This is a genomic window from Flavobacterium sp. AK-301, assembly GCF_058310215.1.
This window is the reverse complement of the sequence record NZ_JBZEES010000007.1, coordinates 67,970-93,021: the sequence shown is the minus strand read 5'-3', so window position 1 is coordinate 93,021 and position 25,052 is coordinate 67,970. Positions and strand designations below refer to the sequence as shown.

22 protein-coding genes and 1 tRNA gene are annotated in these 25,052 nt (G+C 34.2%); 14 read left to right on the top strand and 9 right to left on the bottom strand.

The window, feature by feature from the left end; translation table 11 throughout:
- Positions 1-199 precede the first annotated feature (199 nt).
- Complete coding sequence (locus AC4FQX_RS10915) at positions 200-1,078, top strand: DMT family transporter (RefSeq protein WP_491167730.1); 879 nt, start codon at positions 200-202, stop codon at positions 1,076-1,078.
- 144 nt (positions 1,079-1,222) lie between these two features.
- Here the strand turns inward: AC4FQX_RS10915 and AC4FQX_RS10910 are convergent, their stop codons facing one another.
- Entirely contained in the window at positions 1,223-1,723 is a 501-nt protein-coding gene (locus AC4FQX_RS10910) for a DUF456 domain-containing protein (RefSeq protein WP_491167729.1), read from the bottom strand.
- A gap of 81 nt (positions 1,724-1,804) precedes the next feature.
- Here AC4FQX_RS10910 and AC4FQX_RS10905 point away from each other — a divergent pair, with 81 nt between their 5' ends.
- Positions 1,805-2,293 carry a hypothetical protein gene (locus AC4FQX_RS10905; RefSeq protein ID WP_491167728.1) on the top strand — a complete coding sequence of 163 codons (489 nt, stop codon included), beginning with the start codon at positions 1,805-1,807 and terminating at the stop codon, positions 2,291-2,293.
- A 130-nt stretch (positions 2,294-2,423) separates the two neighbouring features.
- Here AC4FQX_RS10905 and AC4FQX_RS10900 read toward each other — a convergent pair whose 3' ends face one another.
- The gene (locus AC4FQX_RS10900) at positions 2,424-3,365 is read right to left on the bottom strand and encodes a hypothetical protein (RefSeq protein WP_491167727.1); all 942 of its coding nucleotides are present in this window, start codon (positions 3,363-3,365) and stop codon (positions 2,424-2,426) included.
- Positions 3,366-3,388: 23 nt separating this feature from the next.
- On the opposite strand from AC4FQX_RS10900, the gene ruvC reads away from it, so the two are divergent.
- The 6 genes from ruvC (at position 3,389) to AC4FQX_RS10870 (ending at position 7,791) form a co-directional block, all read left to right on the top strand.
- The gene (gene ruvC / locus AC4FQX_RS10895) at positions 3,389-3,940 is read left to right on the top strand and encodes a crossover junction endodeoxyribonuclease RuvC (RefSeq protein ID WP_491167775.1); all 552 of its coding nucleotides are present in this window, start codon (positions 3,389-3,391) and stop codon (positions 3,938-3,940) included.
- On the top strand, positions 3,937-5,061 hold the full coding sequence (gene hemW, locus AC4FQX_RS10890) for a radical SAM family heme chaperone HemW (protein WP_491167726.1): 1,125 nt from the start codon (positions 3,937-3,939) through the stop codon (positions 5,059-5,061). The genes ruvC and hemW overlap by 4 nt, the downstream gene beginning before the upstream one ends.
- Before the next feature lie 176 nt (positions 5,062-5,237).
- On the top strand, positions 5,238-5,615 hold the full coding sequence (locus AC4FQX_RS10885; RefSeq protein WP_491167725.1) for a GxxExxY protein: 378 nt from the start codon (positions 5,238-5,240) through the stop codon (positions 5,613-5,615).
- Between the two features lie 99 nt (positions 5,616-5,714).
- Positions 5,715-6,497, top strand: coding sequence for a cyclase family protein (locus tag AC4FQX_RS10880; RefSeq protein WP_491167724.1), 783 nt, complete (start codon positions 5,715-5,717; stop codon positions 6,495-6,497).
- Positions 6,498-6,566: 69 nt separating this feature from the next.
- Complete coding sequence (locus tag AC4FQX_RS10875; protein WP_491167723.1) at positions 6,567-6,929, top strand: MmcQ/YjbR family DNA-binding protein; 363 nt, start codon at positions 6,567-6,569, stop codon at positions 6,927-6,929.
- 88 nt (positions 6,930-7,017) lie between these two features.
- Positions 7,018-7,791 carry a PH domain-containing protein gene (locus AC4FQX_RS10870; RefSeq protein WP_491167722.1) on the top strand — a complete coding sequence of 258 codons (774 nt, stop codon included), beginning with the start codon at positions 7,018-7,020 and terminating at the stop codon, positions 7,789-7,791.
- A 172-nt stretch (positions 7,792-7,963) separates the two neighbouring features.
- On the opposite strand, the gene AC4FQX_RS10865 is transcribed toward AC4FQX_RS10870, so the two are convergent.
- Positions 7,964-9,064, bottom strand: a complete 1,101-nt coding sequence (locus tag AC4FQX_RS10865; protein WP_491167721.1) for a DUF4407 domain-containing protein — start codon at positions 9,062-9,064, stop codon at positions 7,964-7,966.
- A gap of 248 nt (positions 9,065-9,312) precedes the next feature.
- Positions 9,313-10,701, bottom strand: a complete 1,389-nt coding sequence (locus AC4FQX_RS10860; RefSeq protein ID WP_491167720.1) for a dipeptidase — start codon at positions 10,699-10,701, stop codon at positions 9,313-9,315.
- Between the two features lie 140 nt (positions 10,702-10,841).
- On the opposite strand from AC4FQX_RS10860, the gene AC4FQX_RS10855 reads away from it, so the two are divergent.
- Positions 10,842-10,923: transfer RNA gene (locus tag AC4FQX_RS10855), tRNA-Leu, on the top strand.
- Between the two features lie 99 nt (positions 10,924-11,022).
- Here the strand turns inward: AC4FQX_RS10855 and AC4FQX_RS10850 are convergent.
- Positions 11,023-11,991, bottom strand: a complete 969-nt coding sequence (locus AC4FQX_RS10850) for an MBL fold metallo-hydrolase (protein ID WP_491167719.1) — start codon at positions 11,989-11,991, stop codon at positions 11,023-11,025.
- A gap of 133 nt (positions 11,992-12,124) precedes the next feature.
- On the opposite strand from AC4FQX_RS10850, the gene AC4FQX_RS10845 reads away from it, so the two are divergent.
- Positions 12,125-12,493 carry a winged helix-turn-helix transcriptional regulator gene (locus AC4FQX_RS10845; RefSeq protein WP_491167718.1) on the top strand — a complete coding sequence of 123 codons (369 nt, stop codon included), beginning with the start codon at positions 12,125-12,127 and terminating at the stop codon, positions 12,491-12,493.
- 89 nt (positions 12,494-12,582) lie between these two features.
- On the opposite strand, the gene AC4FQX_RS10840 is transcribed toward AC4FQX_RS10845, so the two are convergent.
- Positions 12,583-13,968 (bottom strand): MBL fold metallo-hydrolase, encoded by a 1,386-nt coding sequence (locus AC4FQX_RS10840; protein ID WP_491167717.1) that lies wholly within the window; start codon positions 13,966-13,968, stop codon positions 12,583-12,585.
- Positions 13,969-14,349: 381 nt separating this feature from the next.
- On the opposite strand from AC4FQX_RS10840, the gene AC4FQX_RS10835 reads away from it, so the two are divergent.
- Both AC4FQX_RS10835 and AC4FQX_RS10830 read left to right on the top strand, forming a co-directional pair.
- The gene (locus tag AC4FQX_RS10835; protein WP_491167716.1) at positions 14,350-15,291 is read left to right on the top strand and encodes a hypothetical protein; all 942 of its coding nucleotides are present in this window, start codon (positions 14,350-14,352) and stop codon (positions 15,289-15,291) included.
- Between the two features lie 105 nt (positions 15,292-15,396).
- On the top strand, positions 15,397-16,344 hold the full coding sequence (locus tag AC4FQX_RS10830) for a hypothetical protein (RefSeq protein ID WP_491167715.1): 948 nt from the start codon (positions 15,397-15,399) through the stop codon (positions 16,342-16,344).
- A gap of 97 nt (positions 16,345-16,441) precedes the next feature.
- On the opposite strand, the gene AC4FQX_RS10825 is transcribed toward AC4FQX_RS10830, so the two are convergent.
- The 3 genes from AC4FQX_RS10825 to AC4FQX_RS10815 form a co-directional block, all read right to left on the bottom strand.
- A complete protein-coding gene (locus tag AC4FQX_RS10825; RefSeq protein ID WP_491167714.1) occupies positions 16,442-17,524 on the bottom strand; it encodes a SusE domain-containing protein in 1,083 nt (360 codons plus the stop codon).
- 65 nt (positions 17,525-17,589) lie between these two features.
- Positions 17,590-19,146, bottom strand: coding sequence for a RagB/SusD family nutrient uptake outer membrane protein (locus tag AC4FQX_RS10820; RefSeq protein WP_491167713.1), 1,557 nt, complete (start codon positions 19,144-19,146; stop codon positions 17,590-17,592).
- Positions 19,147-19,171: 25 nt separating this feature from the next.
- Positions 19,172-22,183: a SusC/RagA family TonB-linked outer membrane protein gene (locus AC4FQX_RS10815; protein ID WP_491167712.1), complete on the bottom strand. Its 3,012-nt coding sequence runs from the start codon at positions 22,181-22,183 to the stop codon at positions 19,172-19,174.
- A gap of 321 nt (positions 22,184-22,504) precedes the next feature.
- Here AC4FQX_RS10815 and AC4FQX_RS10810 point away from each other — a divergent pair, with 321 nt between their 5' ends.
- A complete protein-coding gene (locus AC4FQX_RS10810) occupies positions 22,505-23,530 on the top strand; it encodes a LacI family DNA-binding transcriptional regulator (RefSeq protein WP_491167711.1) in 1,026 nt (341 codons plus the stop codon).
- 199 nt (positions 23,531-23,729) lie between these two features.
- Entirely contained in the window at positions 23,730-25,049 is a 1,320-nt protein-coding gene (locus tag AC4FQX_RS10805; RefSeq protein ID WP_491167710.1) for an MFS transporter, read from the top strand.
- The last annotated feature ends 3 nt before the right edge of the window (positions 25,050-25,052 follow it).

Sequence of the window (25,052 nt, the reverse complement as noted above, 5' to 3'; positions counted from 1 at the left end):
AGTTGTTTGGGTTAAGAATATTGATTATTTTTATTTGGAGGCTGTTTCACGAGTTGTGAAACAGCCTCTTTTTTCTATTTTATTCGAGCTCCTATCGTAGATTATGCCTTAAATATCCAATTTCTCTTTCTAAAAATAAATACTTTTCAATTTGTTATCATTACTTTAAAAATTACTTTTGCAGTTAATTCAATTTGTAATGAAAAAATCGTTTTTGTATCTGATAATCGGAATTTTTTGTATCTCTATATTTCCCGTTTTAGTGAAATGGACACCTGTTTCAGGGATATCTTCTGCTTTTTACAGATTATCAATTGCAACTGTTTTTTTATTGCCTTATGCTGTATTTAAGAAAAAATTACATTTGCCCTCAAAAGCAGATAGTGTAAAAATAATTATCTGTGGACTGTTATTCGGATCTGATATAGCTGTGTGGAATATTGCAATTCAGCAATCAAGTGCTACGCAAGCAACATTTCTGGCTAATTTATCTCCTGTATGGATTGGTTTTGGATCTCTGTTGTTCTTTACGCAAAAGCCAACTCGTAATTTCTGGATAGGTGCAGCAGTTGCATTAACGGGAATGGTGATTCTGGTAGGAAAAGAAATGTTCCTGAATTTAGATTTCAATCTTGGATTTCTGTTTGCTTTATTATCCAGTTTTTTATATGCAATATATATTATGCTGAGCAAAACAGTGTTAAATAAAATAGATACTATTAGTTTTCTCAGTTACAGTATGTCGGTGTCTACGATTTACCTTTTTATAGTTTGTATTGTAATGGGACAGCCTTTATTTGGTTTTAGTACAACTGTCTGGAGTGTTTTATTTGTTCAGGGATTGGTCTGTCAGTTAGCAGGATGGTTTCTGATTAGTTATGCAATTCAGAATCTGGATGCGAGTAAAGTTTCTCTGAGTTTATTAAGTCAGGCTTTAATTACTGCTGTTTTGGCTTATCTTATTTTGGGAGAAGATATTACTATTCAGATATTGTCCGGAGGAGTGATTATCTTATTAGGAATATTTATTACATTTCAGAAGAAAGATTTTTTATTTAGTCGAAAGTCAAAGGATTGATTTTTCGATTACTTCGTCTGTTTGTTCTTTCAGGCTCTACTCTGCAAAGTATCTGACTTTGCAGAGTAGAAGAGTACAAGTCGAATATTTCTTTCCTCTTTCTTCTAAAATATTGTATATAGAATATTGTAAATCGTATATTTTTTAAAACCATATTCCTTTATATTCCCATACTTTCATAATAAATAAGCCTAGGAAAGCGATACAGAGTACAAAGCTCATAAAAGTAGAGGCTAAGAAGCCTATAAATGATCCTGTAGCTGCTTTTAAGGCTCTTTTGTGATTTTTTGAATCATAGATCAGTTCCCCTACAAAAGCACCAACAAATGGACCGATAATAAAACCAAGAGGAATCGGGGCAAAGAGACCTACGATTAATCCGATATTAGTACCCCAAATTCCATATTTACTTCCTCCAAAACGTTTTGTTCCCTGTGCCGGAATCACATAATTCAGAATACAGACTACAAGAGTAATGGCAAGAGTGATTCCAAGTATCCACCAGTCCATTGGTATGCCTTTTGTAAGGTACAATAAAAGTAATCCCAACCAGGCTAAAGGTGTTCCCGGTAAGACCGGAATAAAACTCCCGATCGTTCCCAGAATGATACATATAAAGCCAACTATTAACAATATGTATTCCATGAAATTAAAATTTAGTATTTTTGATGTTAGAGATTAGAAATAGTATCTTTAATTCAATTTAATGTGATAAAATTTTATTTGATGAATATAAGGAAAATACTTTTAATACTGTTTCCTGTTTCGTTTCTTCTTGCATCCTGCCAGTATTTTGAGAAAAAGATTCCTTCTCAGCAGGAATTATTGCAAAAAGAACTGAAAAATATTAACTGGAATGAAGTTGATGAACTTCCTTCTATTGATTCCTGTAATGCAATTGATAATAAAACAGAGCGTCAGCAATGTTTTTTTTCTTATTTGACCAAGGTAATTCAGGAGAAATTGAATGTAGATACATTGGCAATTCTTTATCCGGATATGGATACTATAGAAGTAAGAGTTACTGTTTTTCCAGATTCAAAAATTGAGTTTGAGCCTCTTTTTCCTCAGGATTCTGTTTCTAATGATATGTTAAAAATAGATTCTGTTCTCCTGAATCGATTATCAGACTTTCCAAAGATTCACCCGGCTATTAAACGTGGAATTCCTGTGAAGACTCAGTTTGTTCTGCCTGTGGTTTTAAAAATAGAGTAGATTTTTAGATGGTTCGATTATTGGATTATTAGATTGTTTGAATTTGTGATAGGAAAAATAATTAGCACCGGCTCATAAAATACAATTCAATACCTGAGCTATGAAAGAGCGAAAAGATAAGGTAATCGAATTAACCGGATTTTTTCATTTTAAAGCTTAATACATAATAGCTTCCTATTATTACCGGTAGAACGACATTTAGAAACCAGATAAGGGTGGTTACAAAAATGGTGATCCATTCGTTTACACCCAGTAATCCAAAAAAATAAACAGCTACACTTCCTTTAACGGCAAAATCCAGAAACTGAAACGTAGGAAGGGCGGAAGCTAAAAGATAAACACTGATTATGGTTACCATAATCAGCAGATACGGCAGATCAACGTTAAAAAATAAGAACAAAAAGTAATACTGATGCATTAAGATCAGGTATCGGGCTATTGCCAGAAGCAGGTTTTTTCGATGAATATCTTTTGGTATTTCGTTAATTTTCTGAAATAGTATATTGATGGAATATCCTTTTATTGTGATTTTTTTAAATGTAAAGACTACTAAGCAAAGCACGGAAAAAACACCTAACAGTAGTAATATGAATCGGCTTTCTTTTGGAAAATAAAAGGAAAATAATAAAAGTGAGATAACCCCGAAAAGTATTGATATAATGACTTGAGCACCATTACCGATCAGGTTTAAAAAAATAATCGTTTTAGTTTCTTTTTTGTCATAAAATAATGCTTTGGCGGCATATTCGCCGATTCCGTTGGGTGTAAATATAGAAAAGGTCAGTGCGCCCAGAACTTGTTGCGTTGCTTTTATTACAGAAATGGAGGTAATGAAAGAAACTAAATTCTGCCACTTTAATATTTCTAGAAAACGATTTAAAAAAGTCAGTATCAGTAAAAGAATACTAATTCCTAAAGAATTTTTATGAAGCAGAATAGTTATAAACTGATTCCAATCCAACTGATCATTAGTAGTCAGTTGTTTGTAGATAAAATAAAAAGCACCGCTGACAATTAAAAGTTTTGCCAGTAGTATCAGGAATTGTTTAGCTTTGTAAGATATAGATAACATTGGTGCAAAATAAAGGAAATAATTTGACTACAGAGCGTATTATATTGGGAATTGATCCCGGGACGACTATTATGGGTTTTGGACTTATAAAAGTGGTAGGGAAAAAAATGGAATTTTTGCAGCTTAATGAATTGCAACTGAGTAAATATGATAATCATTATATAAAACTAAAAATTATTTTTGAACGTACTATTGAGTTAATAGACACCCATCATCCGGATGAGATTGCGATTGAAGCACCTTTCTTTGGAAAAAACGTTCAGTCGATGTTAAAGCTTGGAAGGGCACAGGGAGTGGCTATGGCGGCAGGATTATCCAGAGGTATTTCTATTACGGAATATGAGCCTAAAAAGATCAAAATGGCAATTACCGGAAACGGAAATGCTAGTAAGGAACAGGTAGCAAAAATGCTACAGAGTCTTCTGGGATTAAAAGAATTGCCTAAAAATCTGGACTCAACAGATGGTTTAGCAGCAGCAGTTTGTCATTTCTTTAATTCCGGAAAAATAGTTGCCGGACAGAGTTATACCGGATGGGATGCTTTTGTAAAACAAAATCCGGATAAGATAAAATGAGCGGAATCTATATTCATATTCCTTTTTGTAAACAGGCGTGTTATTACTGTGATTTTCATTTTTCGACTTCTGTAAAAAAGAAAGAAGAAATGATTTCAGCATTACGGAAAGAATTACAGTTGCGTAAAGTTGCATTTAAAAATGAAATAGTTGAAACCATTTATTTTGGAGGAGGAACGCCTTCTATTTTAACAACAGAGGAAATAAATCAGCTGATTGAAGAGGTATATCAGAATTATACTGTTTCCGAAAATCCAGAAATTACACTGGAAGCGAATCCGGATGATTTATCCTCTGAAAAAATAAAGGAACTGGCAGCAACTAAAATCAACCGACTCAGTATCGGGATTCAGTCTTTTTTTGAAGAAGATCTGAAAATGATGAATCGGGCGCATAATGCAGTCGAAGCGAAAAGATGCTTAACGGAAGCAACTGCTTATTTTGATAATATTTCAGTTGATCTTATTTATGGTATTCCAGGAATGACCAACGCTCGTTGGTTAGAAAATATTAAAACGATTTTATCTTTCAATATTCCGCATGTTTCCAGTTATGCTTTAACGGTTGAACCTAAAACAGCTTTGCATAAGTTTATACAGAAAGGAACTATTGCGTCGCCGGATGATGGTGTGGCACAGGAACATTTTTTGTTATTGGTAGATACCTTGCTGGCAAATGGATTTATACATTATGAGTTGTCTAATTTTGGAAAAGAAAATTATTTTTCTAAAAATAACTCTGCTTACTGGCTGGGTAAAAAATATTTAGGGATCGGTCCCTCTGCGCATAGCTATAATGGTATTTCTAGAAGCTGGAATATTGCCAACAATACTTTATATATCCGCTCTATTGAAGAAGGGGAACTTCCCAATGAGACCGAGATCCTGACGTTAACGGATCGTTATAATGAATATATTATGACAGGATTACGAACGATGTGGGGTGTTTCTATTGAAAGAATCCGGACGGAATTTGGTTCTGTTTATTCAGAACATCTTCAGCGACAAATACAGAAATTTTTAAAAGATGAATTGTTGTTTTTAGAAGATAACATCATTCGGGTTACCATAAAAGGAAAATTCTTAAGTGACGGAATTGCAAGTGATCTGTTTTATGTTTGATTTAACCGCTAGGGGTATTTAACCGCAAGGACGCAAAGTTTTACGCAAAGGGCACTAGTTTTCAATATGTTAACTGCTTAAGGATGAGTTAAAAACATATTGATGTGTGTAAAAAAGATTTTATACTACTTAATTCATTAAAATTATACGATATTAGCAATTCAACCTTGTAAATTATGTCTGAAAATGAATTGTCCAGAATTGTATTTAATTGCGCTTTAAAAGTTCATCAGAATTTAGGTCCCGGACTTTTAGAGAATGCTTATGAAGAATGTTTGTTTTATGAACTTAATAAAACGGGACTTCTGATTGAACGTCAAAAAGGTTTACCCTTAGTGTATGAAACAGTGAAATTAAATACAGGTTACAGGATTGATCTGATCATTGAAAACAAAGTGATACTGGAGTTAAAATCTGTTGAAACTTTAAATGATGTACACTTTGCACAATTACTTACTTATTTGAAATTATCTGATTGTAAATTGGGATTATTGATTAATTTTAATGTTGCTTTACTAAAAAACGGAATAAGAAGAGTAGTAAACAATTTATAATAATCTCAATATAAAAAACTAGCGAGCTTTGCGTCCTTGCGGTTAAAGATAAAGCTGAGAACTATCAACTATCAATTAAAAACTATCAACTAGTTTAAAATGAAAGCACTTATACAACATAATAATCAGCAGTTTGAGATTGACTTTTCAGCTCCGATAGATATTTCTATTCCGCTTACTGCTTCTAAAGAAAATCCGATTGCCTGGTATATAGAACAACCAATAATAGAACCCGTTCGTTTTGGGGAGTGGATAGGAAGTGTTCAGAGTGGCGCATCTACGAATTTTAATACGATTAATTTTAATCCGCACGGACATGGAACGCATACGGAGTGTTTAGGGCATATTACAAAGAATTTTTACAGTATTAATCAGACTTTGAAAACGTTCTTTTTTACTGCAGAGCTGATTTCGGTGACACCGGAAGCTCAGGGAGAGGATTTTGTAATTACAAAAGATCAGATCGAAAAAGCATTAGGCAGTAAGACTCCCGAAGCTATTATTATCAGAACTCATCCTAATGGGAAAGAAAAACAATATAGAAAATATTCTAATACGAATCCTCCATATTTGGAAGCACAGGCAGCACAGTTTATTAGTGAAAAAGGAATACAGCATTTACTGATCGATTTGCCTAGTGTAGATAAAGAAAAAGATGAGGGGAGGTTAGTGGCGCATAAAGCCTTCTGGAATGTAAAAGACACGCATCAGTTAAATGAAGACGCACGATTAGAAACTACTATAACAGAAATGATCTTTGTTCCGGATACTGTTCCGGATGGAAGTTATTTTCTGAATTTACAGATTGCTTCATTTGAAAATGATGCTTCGCCAAGTAAGCCGATACTGTATACTATTTTAAATAAAAATAATGAAGTTTAATTTAGTGAATTAGTTTTATTATTGTAGTTGTGACAGTTGAATTGTCTAAAAATTAGAAAATCGAATATAATGGATATAGAAAGCTGCAGGGAATACTGCATTAGTAAAAAAGGAGTCACGGAAGATTTTCCTTTCGATCAGGAAACTTTAGTGTTTAAAATAGGTGGAAAAATGTTTGCTCTGACTTCTTTAAAAAAATGGGAATCGGGTAAAGGAGCTATAAATTTAAAATGTGATCCGGAGCGTAGTGCGGAGTTGAGAGCGAATTATAATGGTATTGTTTCGGCATATCATATGAATAAAACACACTGGAATACAGTTGAGATTAATGAAAGTGACGTTCCGTTGCAATTGCTTAGAGAATTGATAGATCATTCTTATGAGTTGGTTTATAAAGGACTTACTAAAAAGGTGAAAGAGAGTCTGGAATAGTTATTTCGGATTAATTTTTCGGATTTCCAGATTTTGCTTCTTAAACAAGTAGTATTTTGTTTAATTTTGGAGCATAATAATAGATGTAATGAAAGAACAATTTAAAAAATTCTTGAACGAAGAGCAAGATCCTAAAGCCATTGAAAAGATTACCTCAAAAATGAGCGATCTGTTAATGAAGAATGAGGAAATAGGTTATATCGGAGTGCAGAAAAAACCTGCGATTACTGTTTTTCCGGACAGTATTATTCTTACCAATAAAAGAATTCTGATCTGTAAGCCTAAAAATCTTGGATTATCGATGAATTTCACAGATTATGGATGGAAAGATATTGCAGCTGTACTGGTTAAAGAGAATATTTTAGGTTCGGAGTTTTCTTTTTCAACACATACTGATTTGTCGGTTTCGATTGATTATCTGCCTAAAACGCAGGCTCGAAAAATTTATACCTATGCAAAAGAACAGCTGGAAGCTGTAAAAGACAATATTGTTACTAATGAGGGATCGCCGATTGAAAAGGATGAAGCAACAGAAGAAGTTGTTTCAGTTGAACAGATAACAGAACAACCGATTGTTGCAGAAACAGAAATAGCGGTTATTGAAGAACCTTTTGTTGAAGAGATTGAAACGGAAGAAGTGCACTATTTTGCAGAGATTATCAATATTGACAAGTATAATACAACACAGGAACCTGTCCAGAAAACGGAAAATAAAACAACTTCACAGGAAAAAGCATTAAGTGAAATGTCACATGATGAATTAATTGAAAAACTGAAAAATTTCAAGAAATTACTGGATAACGGATTGATTCTCCAAGCGGAATATGATGCTAAGAAAAATGAAATAATTGCTTATATGTAAAGGATAGTATTGAGTATTGAGATTTTAGTATTGAGAGCTTTTCAGTTCTGTTTAGAATACTGTTTTACAAAGTGTAATGAAGTAAAAAAGAGATCTTTTTTCTTCTTGGCTCTTTCTTCTAAATATCGTTTGCGTAATATCTCAATACTCAATACTAACCTCTCAATACTAGTTAAAGCCCTTTATTGTGTCTTTCTACAAAGCGATCAGATTGTAAGGTAAGCAGTTCTATTGCTTTTTGTTTTTTATAATTATACAGTTCCTGATCGTTACTAATATCCTCATATATTTTATTAGATATAGCAGCGTCTGTTGTGCGCATTAATTCCCGCTGATGATTGTTCTGTTGTAGATTTGATTTCAGAATGTTTTCCTCGTCTTCTAGTTTCAGGTCATATTCTCCTCTTGGGGATAAGAGTTTTGCAATAATAGGAGAAGTCTCTATGGCTAAAAACAATAAGGTAATAAAAAAGGAGGGCAGCCAGGGTAATTTGTCCAGAGCATTGATCCGCGCCATTAATCCGTCAAAATTACTAATGATCGGTTGTGAGTCTTCTATTTTCTTAGACAGATCATTTTGTAGAGAAGCAATAGCTTTTTCTTTTTCTGTAATTTTGGTCAGGTTGTTTTTTCGAAGTGTGTCCAGTTCCTTTAAAGCAGTGTTGTGTTTTTCTATTTTTTCTTTAAAAACAGGTCCTTTTCCTAGTTTCATGGTTCCTTTAGTACCTTCTGCTTCCGCAATATACGTTTCGTAAAGGGTGTTTACTTCCTGCTCTTTAACAATTATTTCGTCTTTTAAGGCTTTGATTTCAGCAATATTCTTTTCTATATCAGTAGAAAAATAGTTGCTGATCTGATTTTTATTTGCTAGTGTAAGGTTATTTTTCTCAGTTAGCAGAACGGTATCAATTTCTTTCTGAAAAATTTTTATCTCTAAAGGTTTTGAGATCACAATAGCAATAATAACTGCTAAAATAATTCGGGGAGTTGCCTGGACCAGTTCACTGCTGAAACGATCTCTTTTTTTAATAGTGGAAACAATGAATCGATCGAGATTGAAAATAAGTAATCCCCAGATCAATCCGAAAAATACAGCGTAATAAACGGAGTTAAATACAGTATAAAGAGCATAGCTGCCCGCTATAAAAGCCATTACTGCTGTAAAAAATACAGTGGCTCCTATTCCTGCAAATTTATTTTGTTCTCCATTGGAACAAGTGTCGATGAGGTTTCTATCCGCTCCGGAGCAGATAATAAAGAATTTTTTGAACATGATTTTTTGATTTGATTGATGAGAGCAAAGATACTGTAGTTTCAATATTCTTGCATGTAGAAGGCTGTTATTTAACTTTTTATAAGATTTAGTATGTAAAATGTTTTTAGTAAAATGTGAAATGTAAAGAATGAAAAAGGAAGATAAACCTTTTGAATGAGGAAGAAAAAAACGTTTAAACAGATTTTAAATACTGTTTAAACGTTTATGGAGTAAAAGGCTGTTTAAATTTTAAACAGGCTCTGATATTATTTACTTAATTCTGTAAAATATTTATAGAATAACGGAATGGTTTCGATTCCTTTAAGGTAATTGAATACGCCAAAATGTTCATTTGGAGAGTGGATCGCATCTGTGTCCAGTCCGAATCCCATCATAACTGTTTTGCTTTTTAATTCTTTTTCAAATAAAGCAACAATTGGAATACTACCACCGGAACGTACCGGAATTGGTGTTTTTCCAAAAGTATCTGTATAGGCTTTGCTGGCAGCCTGATAACCAATACTGTCTATTGGAGTTACATATCCCTGACCTCCATGATGTGGTTTTACTACAACATGAACTCCTTTAGGAGCGATACTTTCAAAATGTTTTTTGAATAGTTCTGTAATTTCTTTCCAGTCCTGATTAGGTACCAGACGCATGGAGATTTTAGCAAATGCCTTACCTGCGATAACTGTTTTTGCTCCTTCGCCGGTATAACCTCCCCAGATTCCGTTTACATCCAGAGTGGGACGGATTGAGTTACGTTCGTTTGTAACATATCCTTTTTCACCGTAAACTTCATCAATATCCAGTGCCTTTTTATAATTTTCAAGAGAGAAAGGAGCTTTTGCCATTTCTGCCCTTTCAGCATCCGAGAGTTCTTGTACTTTATCATAGAAACCGGGAATGGTAATATGATTGTTCTCATCGTGTAATGAAGCGATCATTTTTGCCAGAATATTGATTGGATTAGCAACAGCTCCACCATAAAGACCGGAATGTAGATCACGATTAGGACCGGTTACTTCTACTTCCACATAACTTAAACCTCTTAGTCCGGTAGTGATAGATGGCTGGGAATTACTGATCATTCCGGTGTCTGAAATAAGGATAACGTCATTCTTCAGTTTTTCTTGATTGCGTTCTACGAACCATCCTAAACTTACAGAACCTACTTCTTCTTCACCTTCAATCATGAATTTGACATTACATGGTAAAGCATTATTCTGAGTCATATACTCCAGTGCTTTTACATGCATATACATTTGTCCTTTATCGTCACATGCTCCACGAGCAAAAATCGCTCCTTCCGGATGAATATCTGTTTTTTTAATAACCGGTTCGAATGGTCCGCTTGTCCATAATTCTAACGGATCAGCCGGTTGTACGTCATAATGACCATATACCAGTACAGTAGGTAAATTTGGATCAATTATTTTTTCACCGTAAACGATTGGGTAACCCGGTGTTTCACATATTTCGACATGGTCACATCCTGCTTTTAAAAGGCTTTCTTTAACAGCTTCGGCTGTATCAATTACATCTTGTGCATGAGCAGAGTCCGCACTGACAGAAGGAATTTTTAGTAATTCGACCAGTTCTCCAATAAATCTGTCCTTGTGTTCTTGAATGTATGCTGCAATAGTATTCATATAGTAGTATTGAGTTTTTTATATAGTTTTCAAAAATACAAAAAAAGAGGGTAAAAAAAATTTAATAAAATTGTTTGTATATTGGAAGATATTATTATATTTGCACCACAATAATAACAAAAATTATTGTTACTGTATTAGCGGATATGGTGAAATTGGTAGACATGCCAGACTTAGGATCTGGTGCCGCAAGGCGTGTAGGTTCGAGTCCTATTATCCGCACTTAAAAAAAGCAAAACACTTATTATAAGTGTTTTGCTTTTTTGTTTTTATAGACTTGCCAATATTTTTAAAAAAGGATTAATCCTTTTTATTGTTTTGTTACTTACTTCTTTGAGGAGAAACAAAACCGAGAGGAATCCATTCATAACTATCTTTTGCTATTTCGCGAATGTGTCCTATTCCGGGATAAGATATATGACAACCATATATCATTGATTTAGCATCGGACAATTTTTTCAAAGTTTTGATTCGTGATGACACTCCTAATTCGAAATCCCAATCTGCAGCTGTTCCCCATTCAGGACGAGTAAACAAAATGGCATCATAATGTACTAAATCTGCAATTGCTACAAGCTGTTCGCCTTGAGAAGAAATAGTAGATACTACGTGTCCTTTAGTATGTCCGGGAACAATCTCCATTTTTATTATATCAAGAATAGTCTCTCCATCTTCAACCATTTGTAATTGAGGCTTCATAACACTCAAAATGTTAAGGATGAAAGAGGACATTATCTTAATCCTCGGATCATCTTTTAATAAAGATTTCGAAAAATCAGGTACTTCCTTTGTCCAGGATTCGTATTCAACTCTGGATATATACACTGTTGCATTGGGATAAATAGATTGGTTATTTGCACCAACAAGTCCACCTATATGATCCAAATGTGCATGTGTAATTACAATATCAGTTATTTGTTCGGGATTGACTCCTATCAGTTTCAGGTTTTCAGGTAACCAACCGCCATTATCTCCTAATAAAGGACCTTGACCGGAATCGATTAGAATCAAATGACCGTCTTTTTTCAAAAGAATTACATTTATACCCAATTCCAGACCCGAATTTGATGCAAAGTTTCTATCCAACAGCTCAGATACCTGTTGAGGAGGTGCAAGTGGTGCAATAAAAGGTTGCACCGATTTGAAAGGAACATATCCGTCTGTGAGTATAATGGCTTCTATATCTCCGATTTTGAATTGTTGAAAGCCTTTGCCGTTTTTATTTCCGGCTGTCAAATTCACTGAAACTAAAAATAGAGCAAAAGTGAATAGAATAATTAATTTCTTCATTATATTTATATTTTAATTAAGTTAATAGAACAAAACTATTATAATATTGCTATTCTGTCAAGTATGTACTTTATTGTAACTTACAGACTATTAGGTGTCTATTAGTGATTATCAACACAATAAAAAACACATTATGACTCATAAAGTTGAAAATAAATATATTTGTACAATAGATTACGCTTTTCAGCGGATAGGTGGAAAATATAAGGGACGTATTTTGTACCGTTTGTCTAATAAAGAAATTATGCGTTATGGAGAATTACGCAAAATTATACCTGATATAAGTACTAAAATGTTGACCCAAACTTTACGGGAGCTTGAAGAGGATGCGTTAATTCATCGTAAAGCATATAAAGAAATTCCCCCAAAAGTCGAATATAAACTGACACAAACAGGAAAAGAATTACTCCCCTTTATCGAATATTTACATAATTGGGCTCTGGAACAATTAGGAAAAGAAGATGATGGGATATGTATTTTTCCACTAATTCAAAATAAATAATTGTTAGAATAAGTAAAGGCCGGATAAAATAGTATCCGACCTTTATAAACCAGGATATTATCCTAAAATAAATTGGTTATAGTTCTTTTCTATTCTGTTGGATTACCTGAACTTATCCATTCTTTCATTCCTCCGGAATAGTTTTTTATATTTTCAAATCCGTTTTTCTGAAGTAAAGAATAGGCTATTGAGGCTCTGTCTCCGCTTTGGCAATGGATAATTACGAGATCTTTTTTATTTATCTTATCCAGATTATCTTCCAGTGTTCCAATGAACACATTAACTGCTCCTTTTATCTTAGCGGTTTCATATTCAGAAACGCCTCTTACATCGACGATCTGAACATGATCTTTATTTAGATAGGTTTTGAACTCTTCAATATCAATTACATCTGCTGTTTTTAATTCTATTCCCATATCTACAGACGAGATATAGCCATATATATTATCCAGACCAATACGCATTAATTTTCTGGTCAGATCTTCGATTTGGTCATCATCAGCAACTAAGATAAACTGCTCTTGATAGTTTAGTATCCAGCCTGCCCAGGTAGCGAATGCATTATTTCCCTGAATATTAATACTGCCCGGTATGAATCCATTAGCAAAATCAATTTTATTTCTTGCATCAATAACTTTGATCCCTTTTTCATAAGCACTTAGAAACTGTTCTTTAGAAAGTTTTTTATGCTTTGGAACTTCTATTAATAAAGGTCGATCTACTTTATTAAGTTTTTTCATCATTGCGAAATATTTAGGAGGTTCCGGTTGTCCGTCTAACAGATACTCAATGAAACCTTCTTCATTTTCATCATATTGAAAAGCCCAGTTACGGATTTTTTCATAACCTACGGTGGAACTTGGAACAGCACCTAAAGCTTTACCACAGGCAGAACCGGCTCCATGAGCGGGCCATACCTGAATATATTCCGGTAATTCTGCAAATCGTTGTATCGACTGATACATTTCTTTAGCTCCGATTTCTTTAGTTCCTGTTAAACCGGCTGCTTTTTCCAGTAGATCTGGACGCCCGATATCACCTACAAAGACAAAGTCTCCTGTAAATATCATTATAGGACGATCTGTTGCAGGATGATCTGTTAAAAGGAAACTAATACTTTCCGGTGTATGTCCGGGAGTGTGTATTACTTTCAGAGAAAGATTTCCTATTTTGATAATATCGTTATGCTTTAGTCCAATATGAGGAAATTCATATTGCCAGTCTTTTCCCCCTTCGTCAGAAAGGTAAAGTTGCGCTCCGGTGACAGCAGCTAATTCTCTGGATCCGCTCAGAAAATCAGCATGAATATGTGTCTCCGTAATATGAGTTATTTTCATATTATTTTGTTTTGCAATCTCCAGATAGGTGTCAATATCTCTTTTGGCATCAATTACAATGGCTTCTCCTTTTGCCTGGCAGCCTATAAAGTAGCTTGCCTGTGCTAAACTTTTATCGTATACGTGTTGAAAAAACATATCTTATCTTTTTTAATAATTAAACAACGTTTTATTTTAAGGTGTAAAATTAAGATAGTTGTTTGATATATACAGTAACTTTAGTTACGGAAGTAAATAATGTGTTTATATGGAATGTCTGAACAGGGTTCAGGAAGAAGAATATTTGTGTTGTTTTCTGTATTTCAGTCGATAGGAGAAAGAATTTATCAGAAGTTGAAATAGAGTGAAGGAAGAAAACAGTATTGGTATAAGAATAGTAGTTAAAGTCTGATTATTCTTTGTTTTGAGCCGTTAAAGGGGTATATTTATGCTTCCGTTTTTACCCCGATAACGGAATGATAAAAGAGAAATATCCCAATCTGCTTTTAGTTGAAAAAATTAATAATTTAAAATCTTTTTATGAAAAAGTTACTATTTCTTACAACTGTTGTATTAGGTATGATTTCATCAGATGTAACAGCACAAAAAAAAGCCTTAACAAAAGAAGAGCAGCAGGCTGCAAATGTAATTCAATACTCTAATGCGGTAATTGGATTGAATAATATGTATACGGAATATCTTTCTTATTATAAAGATTCGTTTACTACAGCAGATAATAATTTTAATAAGGTGCAGAAGAAATCTACTATGCCGATGTATGCTGTGAAATGGGATTATATCAGCTCTCTTAATAAAACAACTGTGGCTAACTATAAAACTCAGTTAAAAAACGCTCAGTCATTTGATGGAAAAGAAGAAATCAGTCAGCTAATTGAAAAAGCCATATCCGGTAGTCAGAAAGTGGCGGAAGACTGTAAAGTGATGAGTGATTATTTTGCTAATGAATCCTATAAAGAAGATAAAGGATATAAACAGTATCCGGTTATCAAAGAAAACTTATATACTTCACTTATGACAGCTTATACTGACTGGACAAAAGCTTCGGAGTTAGCTGCAAAAGCGGGAGATAAAGCAGAGTTGGTATTATTAAAGAAAAGTAAAATAGCAAATCTGGTTATCCCAATGAAAACAGACTTGATTTCTTTAGATGAAATTCTGAATATGTTTAGTGAAGATATGGATGTAGTAGCTATTCAGCAGAAGGTAAATGAACTGAAACCGGTTATAGAGAAAAATAAAGAAATGACCGGAAAAGATTTCTCTAAATTGAGTGATGTTTATTATAAAGATGTTTATAAAACCTTCTATAATAATGCAAATGAGTGTTTAAAATCAATTGATTTTACCCTTGAAAAGATCACTAAAAAGCATGGAGAGGACGCAATGAAGAGTTCTTTTGGTTATGCAAGAGGTTACTATGGTAAAGTTATAGAAAACTATAATACATTTATAAAACAATAAGTTTTATAAAGTGATGTGACAATAAAAAGATCTCATTTTCTAATAAAGAAATGAGATCTTTTTTATTCTGCTTTTAGTTGAAAAACTAATAATTTAAATTTTTTTATGAAAAAGTTGCTATTTGTTACAGTTGTTGTTTTAAGTATGGTTTCATCAGATATAATAGCACAAAAGGAAACCTTAACAGAAGAAGAGCAACAGGCAGTAAATAATATTGAATACTCTAATGCAGCGATTAAGCTCAATAATATGCATGTAAAATATCTTTATTATTACAAGGAATCATTTTATATTGCAGATGACAATTTTGATAAGGTAAAAAAGAATTCCGGTATGCTGATGCGTGCGGTTAAATGGGATTATTATATGCGCGATTTTTTTGGTGAAATAGACTCGAGTATTTATAGAATTCATCTGGCAAAGGCAGAATTGTTTGATGGAAAAGAAGAAATGGATCAGCTAATTCAAAAAGCGCTAACCGGTACTCAAGAAGTGATGGAAAATTGTAAAGAGGTTAGTGATTATTTTGCTAATAGAGTCTATGACGAAGATAAGGAATACAAATACTATCCAATTATTAGAAAGAATCTATATAATTCACTTATAATCGCTTATACAAACTGGGTAAAAGTTGCTGAATTAGCAATAAAAATTGGGGACAAAGCAGAATTAATATTCTTAAAGAAGAGCACAATAGCGAATCTGATTATTCCAATGAAAACAGATTTAATTTCTTTAAACGAAATTCTGAATATGTTCGGTCAAGATATGAATGTAGTAGCCGTTCAGCAGAAGGTAAATGAACTGAAACCTGTTATAGAGAAAAATAAAGATATGACCGGGAAAGATTTTTCTAAACGGAGTGATATTTACTATAAAGAGGTTTATAAAATTTTCTATAATAATGTAGATGAGTGTTTAAAATCAATTGATTTTACCCTTGAAAAGATTACTAAAAAAGATGAAGAGAGCACAATGAAGAGTTCTTTTGGTGATGTTAGAAATTACTATGGTAAAGCTAGAGACAACTATGATATATTTATAAAACAGTAAGTTTTATAAAATTTAAATAAAAACTCCCTCATTTCGTTATTAAAAAATGAGGGGTTTTTTTTTGATTTTTTTTTAATCCAATAATCTGATAATTGAGTTACTGAATCAGAATAAAAATATATCTTCCATCCAGATCATTTAACCAGACATCGTATTTAGAGGCTGTTACAGGGATGTTGCCTCCTCCAAGAATTCCTACGCCGCTTATTGGAGTAGAACCACCCCAGTTCGTATCCCAACTGGCATTAGCTCTGAACTTTAATTCACCATTCATTAATGTTACTCCGGTAATTTTCCATAAATGAGCGTCAAAAGCAGAAACGGTCATATCAGTATCTCCACCCCATCCTCCAGGAGTGGCATCTCCGATAATTCCTATTACAGGATATGTTGTAGTAGTAGAGCCGGTATAAGAAACAAAAGTATAGGTCATTTTTTGAAGATCGACCATCAGATCATAATAGCCAGCTAAAGGTACAGTTATAACGCCTGGTTCACCGGAAGCATTACTTACGCCAAGACCATTTCCTGAGCTTCCATATTGTGGGTGCCATGAACCTTTTGTTTCGATCATTTTGAATGCCCCTGCTTTAAAGTAGCCTCTGTAATAGTAAATATTATCATTATCAGGATCTCTGAATAAAGGCGTGTTGTCATTGTTTTCACTCCATCCGGCAGCAGTTGCATCACCTACTAAGAATAGGTTTCTTTTAGGAATTATAGTTGGATAAGGAGTAACGTTTAATGTAATTACATTAGAATATAGTGCTAGTTCTTTATTGGTTCCTAATGCAGATTTTATTCTAATGTCCAGTTTTCCTTCCTGAAGAGCTCCTAAACCGGCTGTTATTGCAGCGGCGTTTAATTCTGCTACGGTTAATGTAATTGTGTTTTCAGAAGAAGTGGCTGCATTGGTCGGCTCTTTAAAATCGGTTCCGGACACAGCTGCTTCCACACTATAAGTGATCTGAGTAGGGGTGCCATAGTCGCTTTTTTGCCAGTTTAAAATGACAATAGTCTCTTTTGCTTTATCTTCTTCTAAGAGGAAGGTAGTTCCTTCTTCAGGAAGATCAAGTATAGCCGGAGTGCCTGAATTTACTGTGGTTTTGTCATCATCACTACAGGAAAATCCTAAAAATACCAGCAGAAGTACAGCCGAAATTTTATATATATTTTTCATATTTAAATTAGAATTAAGAGTTTAACGGTTTAGAGTTATTAGCCTTAAACCGTTAAATAGTATTATTAATAACCGGGATTTTGTACCAGATTAGGATTAGCCTGTAATGCTTCCAGCGGAATAGGGAATAACTGGTAATTTGCAGGAATAGAAGTCCCGTCTAGTGTACCACCTTTCCATGGCCATCTGTAGGTACCACCGGTGAACTTTCCGAATCGGATCAGATCCTGGCGTCTGTGTCCTTCATAATATAGTTCTCTTGCACGTTCATCAAGAATAAAATCAAGTGTTAACTGAGAATTGGTAATATTTCCGGAAGTATCTCCGTAAGCTCTTTCCCTTAGTTTATTGATATAATCGAGAGCCAGTCCTGTAGATCCTCCTCCTCCTCTTAGTGTCGCTTCTGCATACATTAAGTAAGCATCACTTAATCGGAACATAGGGAAATCCACATCAGAGAATTTCATGATGGTATTCTGTCCGTCGGCGTAAGTATTTCTGAATTTAGTAGTTGGATATCCGTCTGTCCATTTTCTGTAATCCGTCATTTCATAGCTATGACCTTTCGTGAAGAAAATAGCACGTGAATCATGAGTGGTGGCAAGGTCTCCAAATAAACTATATAAAGCTTTCGTACAACGGTGACCTGTCCATGCTTCAGAAGCACCAAATTCAGAAATATCCATTGTTTCAGTGCTTAAACTACCATTGATTAGATAGGTGGCATTCCCATAAGATTGTACATTGTTTCTGTCTCCGATCAGAGGGAAGATAATTTCTCTGGCTTTGTAATTATCTCCCTGAAAGATAGACTGATAATTGGAGTCGATCGTAAAACCAGATCCTGAAATGATTTTTTCAGTATAAGTTACACAATCAGCATATCTGCCTTGTCCTGTATATACCTCTGCGTTCAGATAGATTTTAGCCAGAACCATTTGTACGGTTGCTTTATTTGCTCTCCCATATTGATTGTTTGCCGGAATAATATCTTCAATTTCTTTTAACTCGGTTTCTACAAAATGAAATACTTCTGTACGGGATGCTTTCGCTTTGTTTGCGCCACCAATACCATCAGCCTCTGTAACAATAGGTACTCCTCCAAAAAGGTCCATAGCGTGATAATAGGATAAAGCTCTTAAAAATCGGGCTTCAGCAATAATCAGTTCTTTTTCATTAACAGGTATTTCATTTACTTCAAGAATGAAGTTATTGATCTGTGCTACCTGGAAGAAGATTCGGTTATACATATACCCAAAATATTTATTAGTAGGTACCCAGCCTGTAGCAGTTGTTAGCGGATCTAATCCACCGTCTCCCCATCTGTTTTTAACAATATCCGTTGTTACTTCCTGAAGATTCCATAAACTACGTAAATAAACGGTTTCTCCCGGATCGTCTCCAACGATGTCCTGTAGCTGATCTCCTGATCCCGGAATTCCCTGCCCATGCAGAGCTAGTCCGGCGTAAAGTTTAGCCAGTAAACCTTTTGCTGCTTCCGGATTTTCAGCTAATAAATCTTTTAGTGTTTGTTGTACCCTTGGTTCTGTATCCAGGTCATTGAGACAGGAAACAAAGAAAGGTAGGATTAAAAGAAGCCAGATGCTTTTTATATTTTTCATAGGTATATATATCGTTTTTTTTAAATTAAAAATCCAAATTAATTCCAAAAGTATATACTCTTGGTCTGGCATATGGTGATTGCTCAATACCTGTAAAGTTTTCCGGATCTAAACCTTTATATCCGGTGATAACGAAAACATTATTTACAGAACCATAGATTCTTAAGCTCATGGCATCCGTTAAAAAGGTATTGAATTTATAGCCTAAAGTAACGTTATCCAGTCTTAAGAAAGTAGCATCAGATACATAATAGTTAGATAAAGCCTGATAATCATTCGGATTAGTTTTAAATCCGGTATACGCATCACCATTATACAGGTCCAGAACGTTATTAACGAAACCGGTTCCGTTAGTTGGGATAGCTGAATCGGAATATCCTTTATTCAATCTGTTAGCATCATATATTTTTCCGCCTAACTGACCTCTGAAATTGGCTGTAAAATCAAAATTCTTATAATTGATTGTTGTTCCGAATCCGTAATTCCATTTTGGATCATAAGGTACATAAATTCTGTCTTGGTCATTAATGATACCGTCTCCGTTTTTGTCAACAAAAGCACCTTGTATTGGGTTTCCGTTTGTATCATATAACTGATCGAATAGCCAGAAGTTTCTTGATCTTTCTCCTACGGCAAAATAACCGATGTTAATACCTGTACCTCTTCCTATACCTGTTTCCGGTACAGAAACCTGCGATACATTATTCAGATTCGTTACATAGGTTTCATTAAATGAAATATTTCCACTGAATGAGATGGTAAGATTATCCGTTTTAATAGGAGTAAGGTTTAATCCTAACTCAACACCATCACTTCTGGTTTTACCTACATTGTCCACAAATCGGTTAGATAAACTTCCTTCAGACTGAGGAACAATTGCCAGCAGGTCTTTTGTATCTCTGTGATAATAATCTAATGTACCATCTAAAAATCCGTTCCACAGATCGAAATCAAATCCGGCATTATAGGTTACTGTTTTTTCCCAGGTTAATTTTGGGTTATAAGCATCTGCTCTATAAGTAATATAATATTCGTCTCCAAACTGATACTGAACAGTAGGGTCTCCGGCTAAATAAAGTGCCTGATAAGGATAATATCCAGCACTTCCAGTGATGTCCTGTTGTCCGGTAATACCTGCTCCGATTCTGAATTTTAAAGAGGAGATTACTTTTGAATCTTTTAACCAGGATTCTTCAGTCATTTTCCATGCTGCTGCTACAGACGGGAAATGTCCCCATCTGTTTTTACCCGGAGCGAAAAGAGAAGAAGCGTCAGCTCTGTAAGAAACGGTTAGTAAGTATTTGTCAGTAATATCCATATTAATTCTTCCAAAGAAAGACTGTAGATTCAGATCATTATAGTATTGGAATACTTTACTCGGAACTCGTACCCCTTGGTCATTGATCTGGGTAGGGTATTTAAATCCTTTATTGTTGAAATTCTGATAGGAATAACCTCCCTGAGCATCAATCTTTTGTATAATACCATCAAAAGATTTTGCATAAGCAAAATAAGCATCTAAGGTTTTATCTTCTTTGGTCTGATTTTCTCCTGTTGTTTTTCCTGAGTTAAACAGAGGATTACTTTCAAAATTATTATAAGCAGCTATGGCATTACTCGCCAGACTTTCATTGATTTTTGATTTTGAATAATCAAGACCCAGATTAAGGATAGCTCTTAATTCCGGTAAGAAATGCAATTTATAATCAAACTCTATATTTCCTAAGAAACGGTCTACATTTTCATTTCTTTCTCTTTGTCTTAATTGAGCAACTGCATTAGTAGCCCCGGCTGTTCTTGGGAAATTAGCCTTAGGATCCAGTGATTGATAATAACCACCAAACCTATTGTTTCCTGATGGATCATATACCGGAAGAGTAGGGTTTAGACTTAAGGCAGATCCAATTGCTTTTTCATCCGGTTGATCTTTTCTGGTCATAACCCCTTTTGCATTAATATTTATCTTAAGATGATCTTCAAAGAATTTTGGGCTCACATTAACAGAAGCAGTATATTTCTTTAATTGAGAACCTTTTAGTATACCTTCTATGTTAGAATGACCTATAGAAGCACGTAAAGGAGTATTTCCGAATAAGTTAGTCAGAGCACTGAAATTATTGTCAGAAGTTATCGAAGTTCTGTAAATTTCATCCTGCCAGTCTGTATCATAAATAATCCCGTTCACCCCTAAATACTGTTTCTGATCCGGGTATTTAGTATTGATGAAGTTAACAAACTCGGAAGAAGATAATACATCTAATTTTTTAGTCATTTTTCCAACTTGTGTATTAGAGGAAAAATTAAATTTTGTAGCTCCGTTACTTCCTTTTTTTGTCGTTATAATAATGACTCCATTAGAAGCTCTTGAACCATAAATTGCTGTAGCAGATGCGTCTTTTAAGATAGAGAAAGACTCAATGTCATTTGGATTTACCAAAGCTAGCGGATTTGTCTGTCCTGCTGGACTTGCACTAGAGATCGGTACTCCGTCAATTACAATTAGCGGACTGTTTGAAGCACTTAATGAAGCCCCACCACGTATTCTGATGTCTACTTTTGAGTCCGGAGCTCCACCACTACTGACAATTCTTACTCCGGAGGATTTACCGTTGAGCATCTGATCTGCAGAAACGATCGCTCCTTTATTCAAGTCTTTAGCTGTTATCAGTTCGACAGATCCAGTAGCATCTTTTTTCTTAACCGTACCATATCCTATTACTACAATTTCATCTAGTAAAGCAGAGTCTTCTTCAAGAGTAACTGCTATTGTAGTTTGATTATTATAAGTAAAAACATAGTCTTTAAAACCAATATAGGAAAAAATAAGAATATCACCCTTTTTAAGATTTGGCAGTGTGAATTCACCATCCATTCCTGTTGAGGTACCTTTGTTAGTACTCTGAAATATTACATTCACTCCGGGTAAAGGTAATCCGGAGGATTGTTCTCTTACAGTACCACTCAAAGTGCTTTGTGCAAGTACACTAAGAGGAAGTAAGAGTAATAAAAGCAAGAACTGTTTATAGATTGTTTTCATACAATTTATTTAAATTAAAATTGAATTCTTTAGGCTTATAATTTCACTTCGATGTTAAATCTATGTAAATTTTTAGCATAAAAAAATGTTAATGCAGAATAAGAGTAACGCAAACGTTTGCGTGTTGATAACTTTCCTGATAATGTAGGTTTTACGTGTAAAAATTGATATTAATCAAAATAAAATTTATCTTTATTTAGAAAACATTATTTCTTCATCTCTGGGATACGTTATGAAATAGTTATGATTCTAAAGTACAGGTATAACGTAGAGAAGCATTATTTTTATAAATTACTATTAAAAAATTACAGACATCTACATATGAAAAGAAAAGTCACACTTAAACAAATAGCAAAAGAGTTAGATGTTTCAATATCCACAGTTTCTAAGTCACTCAGAGACAGTTCTGAAATAAGTGAAGATACAAGGCTGAAAGTACAAGCCTTTGCGAAGCTTTATAACTATAAACCCAATAATATTGCCTTAAGTTTAAAGAATAAAAAGACCAAAACAATAGGGATTATTATTCCTGAAATTGTACATCATTTTTTTGCAACCGTAATAAGTGGTATCGAGCAGGTAGCAAATGAGAATGGATATAATGTAATCGTATGTTTATCCGATGAATCCTTTGATAAAGAGGTGATTAATATGGAAATGTTAGCGAATGGCAGTATTGATGGTTTTATTATGTCTTTGTCCAAAGAAACCCAGTTAAAAGGGGACTTTCATCATATTACAGAAATAATAGGTCAGGGAATGCCAGTAGTTATGTTTGATAGGGTTTCGAACGCTATTGCATGTGATAAAGTTATAATTGATGATGAACTGGCAGCTTATAAAGCAGTACAATCTTTAATTAGGAAAGGATATAAAAATATTGCTCTGATTACTACTGTAGATTATGTGAGTGTCGGGAAATTAAGAACAGAAGGTTATATGAGAGCATTAAAAGATAATGGTTTAATAGTAGATGAAAACCGAATTGTTAAGATTGAAGATATAAGCAAATGTGCTGAGGTTATAGAAAAATTACTTCGGGAAAATACAATAGATGCTGTGTTTGCTGTTAACGAACTGTTTGCTGTAACAGCTATAAAAGTAGCTCCTAAATTAGGACTGAAGGTACCGGATGATATTGCTGTTATTGGTTTTACGGATGGAATTATTTCAAAGTATTCCTCTCCGGGTATTACAACTGTGAGTCAGAGCGGAATCGAAATGGGGCAGAAAGCTGCCACAATGCTGATTCGTAGAATAGAATCAAAGGAAGAAGAAGAAGAAGAATACAGAACAGAAATCATATCAACTCATCTGGTAGAAAGAGAATCTACGCCAACGTTGTAGTTGTTTGTAATGTGTTGATTTTTAGTGTGTAATGTTTTTTAGTTTTCCTTTACTGATCTATGAATTGTCATTTTTAATTTTTTCATTTAAAAAAAGTTCTATATTTGTGTATCAAATATTATCAAAGCTTATACTTTCACTTCAACTTGTAAGTCTTTGATAAGCATGTTGCTTATCGTATATTAATATAATTACGATAATGGAAAAACCGAGATTAAGTTTTTGGCAAATTTGGAATCTGAGTTTTGGATTCCTGGGAGTTCAGATTGGATATTCACTGCAAAATGGAAATACAAGCCGAATATTAGAAGCACTTGGTGCAGATGTTCATAGTATTGGTTATTTTTGGTTAGCAGCGCCCTTAGCCGGTTTGATTGTACAACCTATAATAGGTCTTTCAAGCGATAAGACCTGGACTAAAATGGGTCGCCGTATTCCTTTTATATTTTTTGGAGCAATTATTTCCGCTTTAGCCATGTTTTTTATGCCTAATGCAGAATATTTTACTTTTTTATTACCTCCCCTAATTTTTGGAGCAGTTATGCTGTTATTGATGGATACTTCATTTAATGTTACCATGCAGCCATTCAGAGCACTTGTCGGAGATATGGTAAATGACGATCAGCGTAATTTAGGTTTTTCACTACAAAGTGCACTGATTAATTTTGGAGCCGTTTTTGGTTCCTTATTACCTTGGATTCTTGCTAAAGTTGGAGTTTCAAATGTTCCGGCAGTAGGTGAAAAAGTAGCTGCTTCCGTAATATGGTCTTTCTATATTGGTGGTGCTATTTTACTATTAACCGTTCTCTGGACTGTTTTCAGAACAAAAGAATACTCGCCAAAAGAACATGCACAGTACAATAATATAGATTTGGAAAAATCAGATAAAAAGAAAAAACCGGGTCTTATACAACTAATAACAGAAGCTCCTAAAGTTTTCTGGCAACTAGGCTTTGTACAGTTTTTTTCCTGGTTTGCATTATTCTTAATGTGGGTGTATACCACCAGAGCAATCGCAGATCATATCTGGGGACCGGATGCATTAGATCCAAAATCGGTTGGGTTTAATGAAGCAGGTGACTGGACAGGTGTGTTATTTGCCTTTTATAGTTTTGTAGCGGCTATTTTCTCTTTATTAATTCCTGTAATAGCCAAAGCAATCGGCAGAAAGAGAACCTATAGTTTTTCTCTTCTGATAGGAGGTCTTAGTCTTATTTCAATATTTTTAATAGAAGATAAGAATCTTTTACTGTTCTCTATGGTCGGAGTAGGATTTGCATGGGCAGCAATATTAGCAGTTCCCTATGCCATGTTGTCCGGATCATTACCAGCAGATAAGATGGGCGTTTATATGGGACTATTTAATGCTACCATAACCTTGCCTCAAATCGTTGCCGGTTTACTCGGAGGTATGCTAATCGCTTTATTTGGAGGTAATCCGATAATAATTATTGTTATTGCTGGTATTTCCTTTATTATAGCTGGTCTGGCTGTATTTACCATTAAAGAGAAAGCCTAAGAA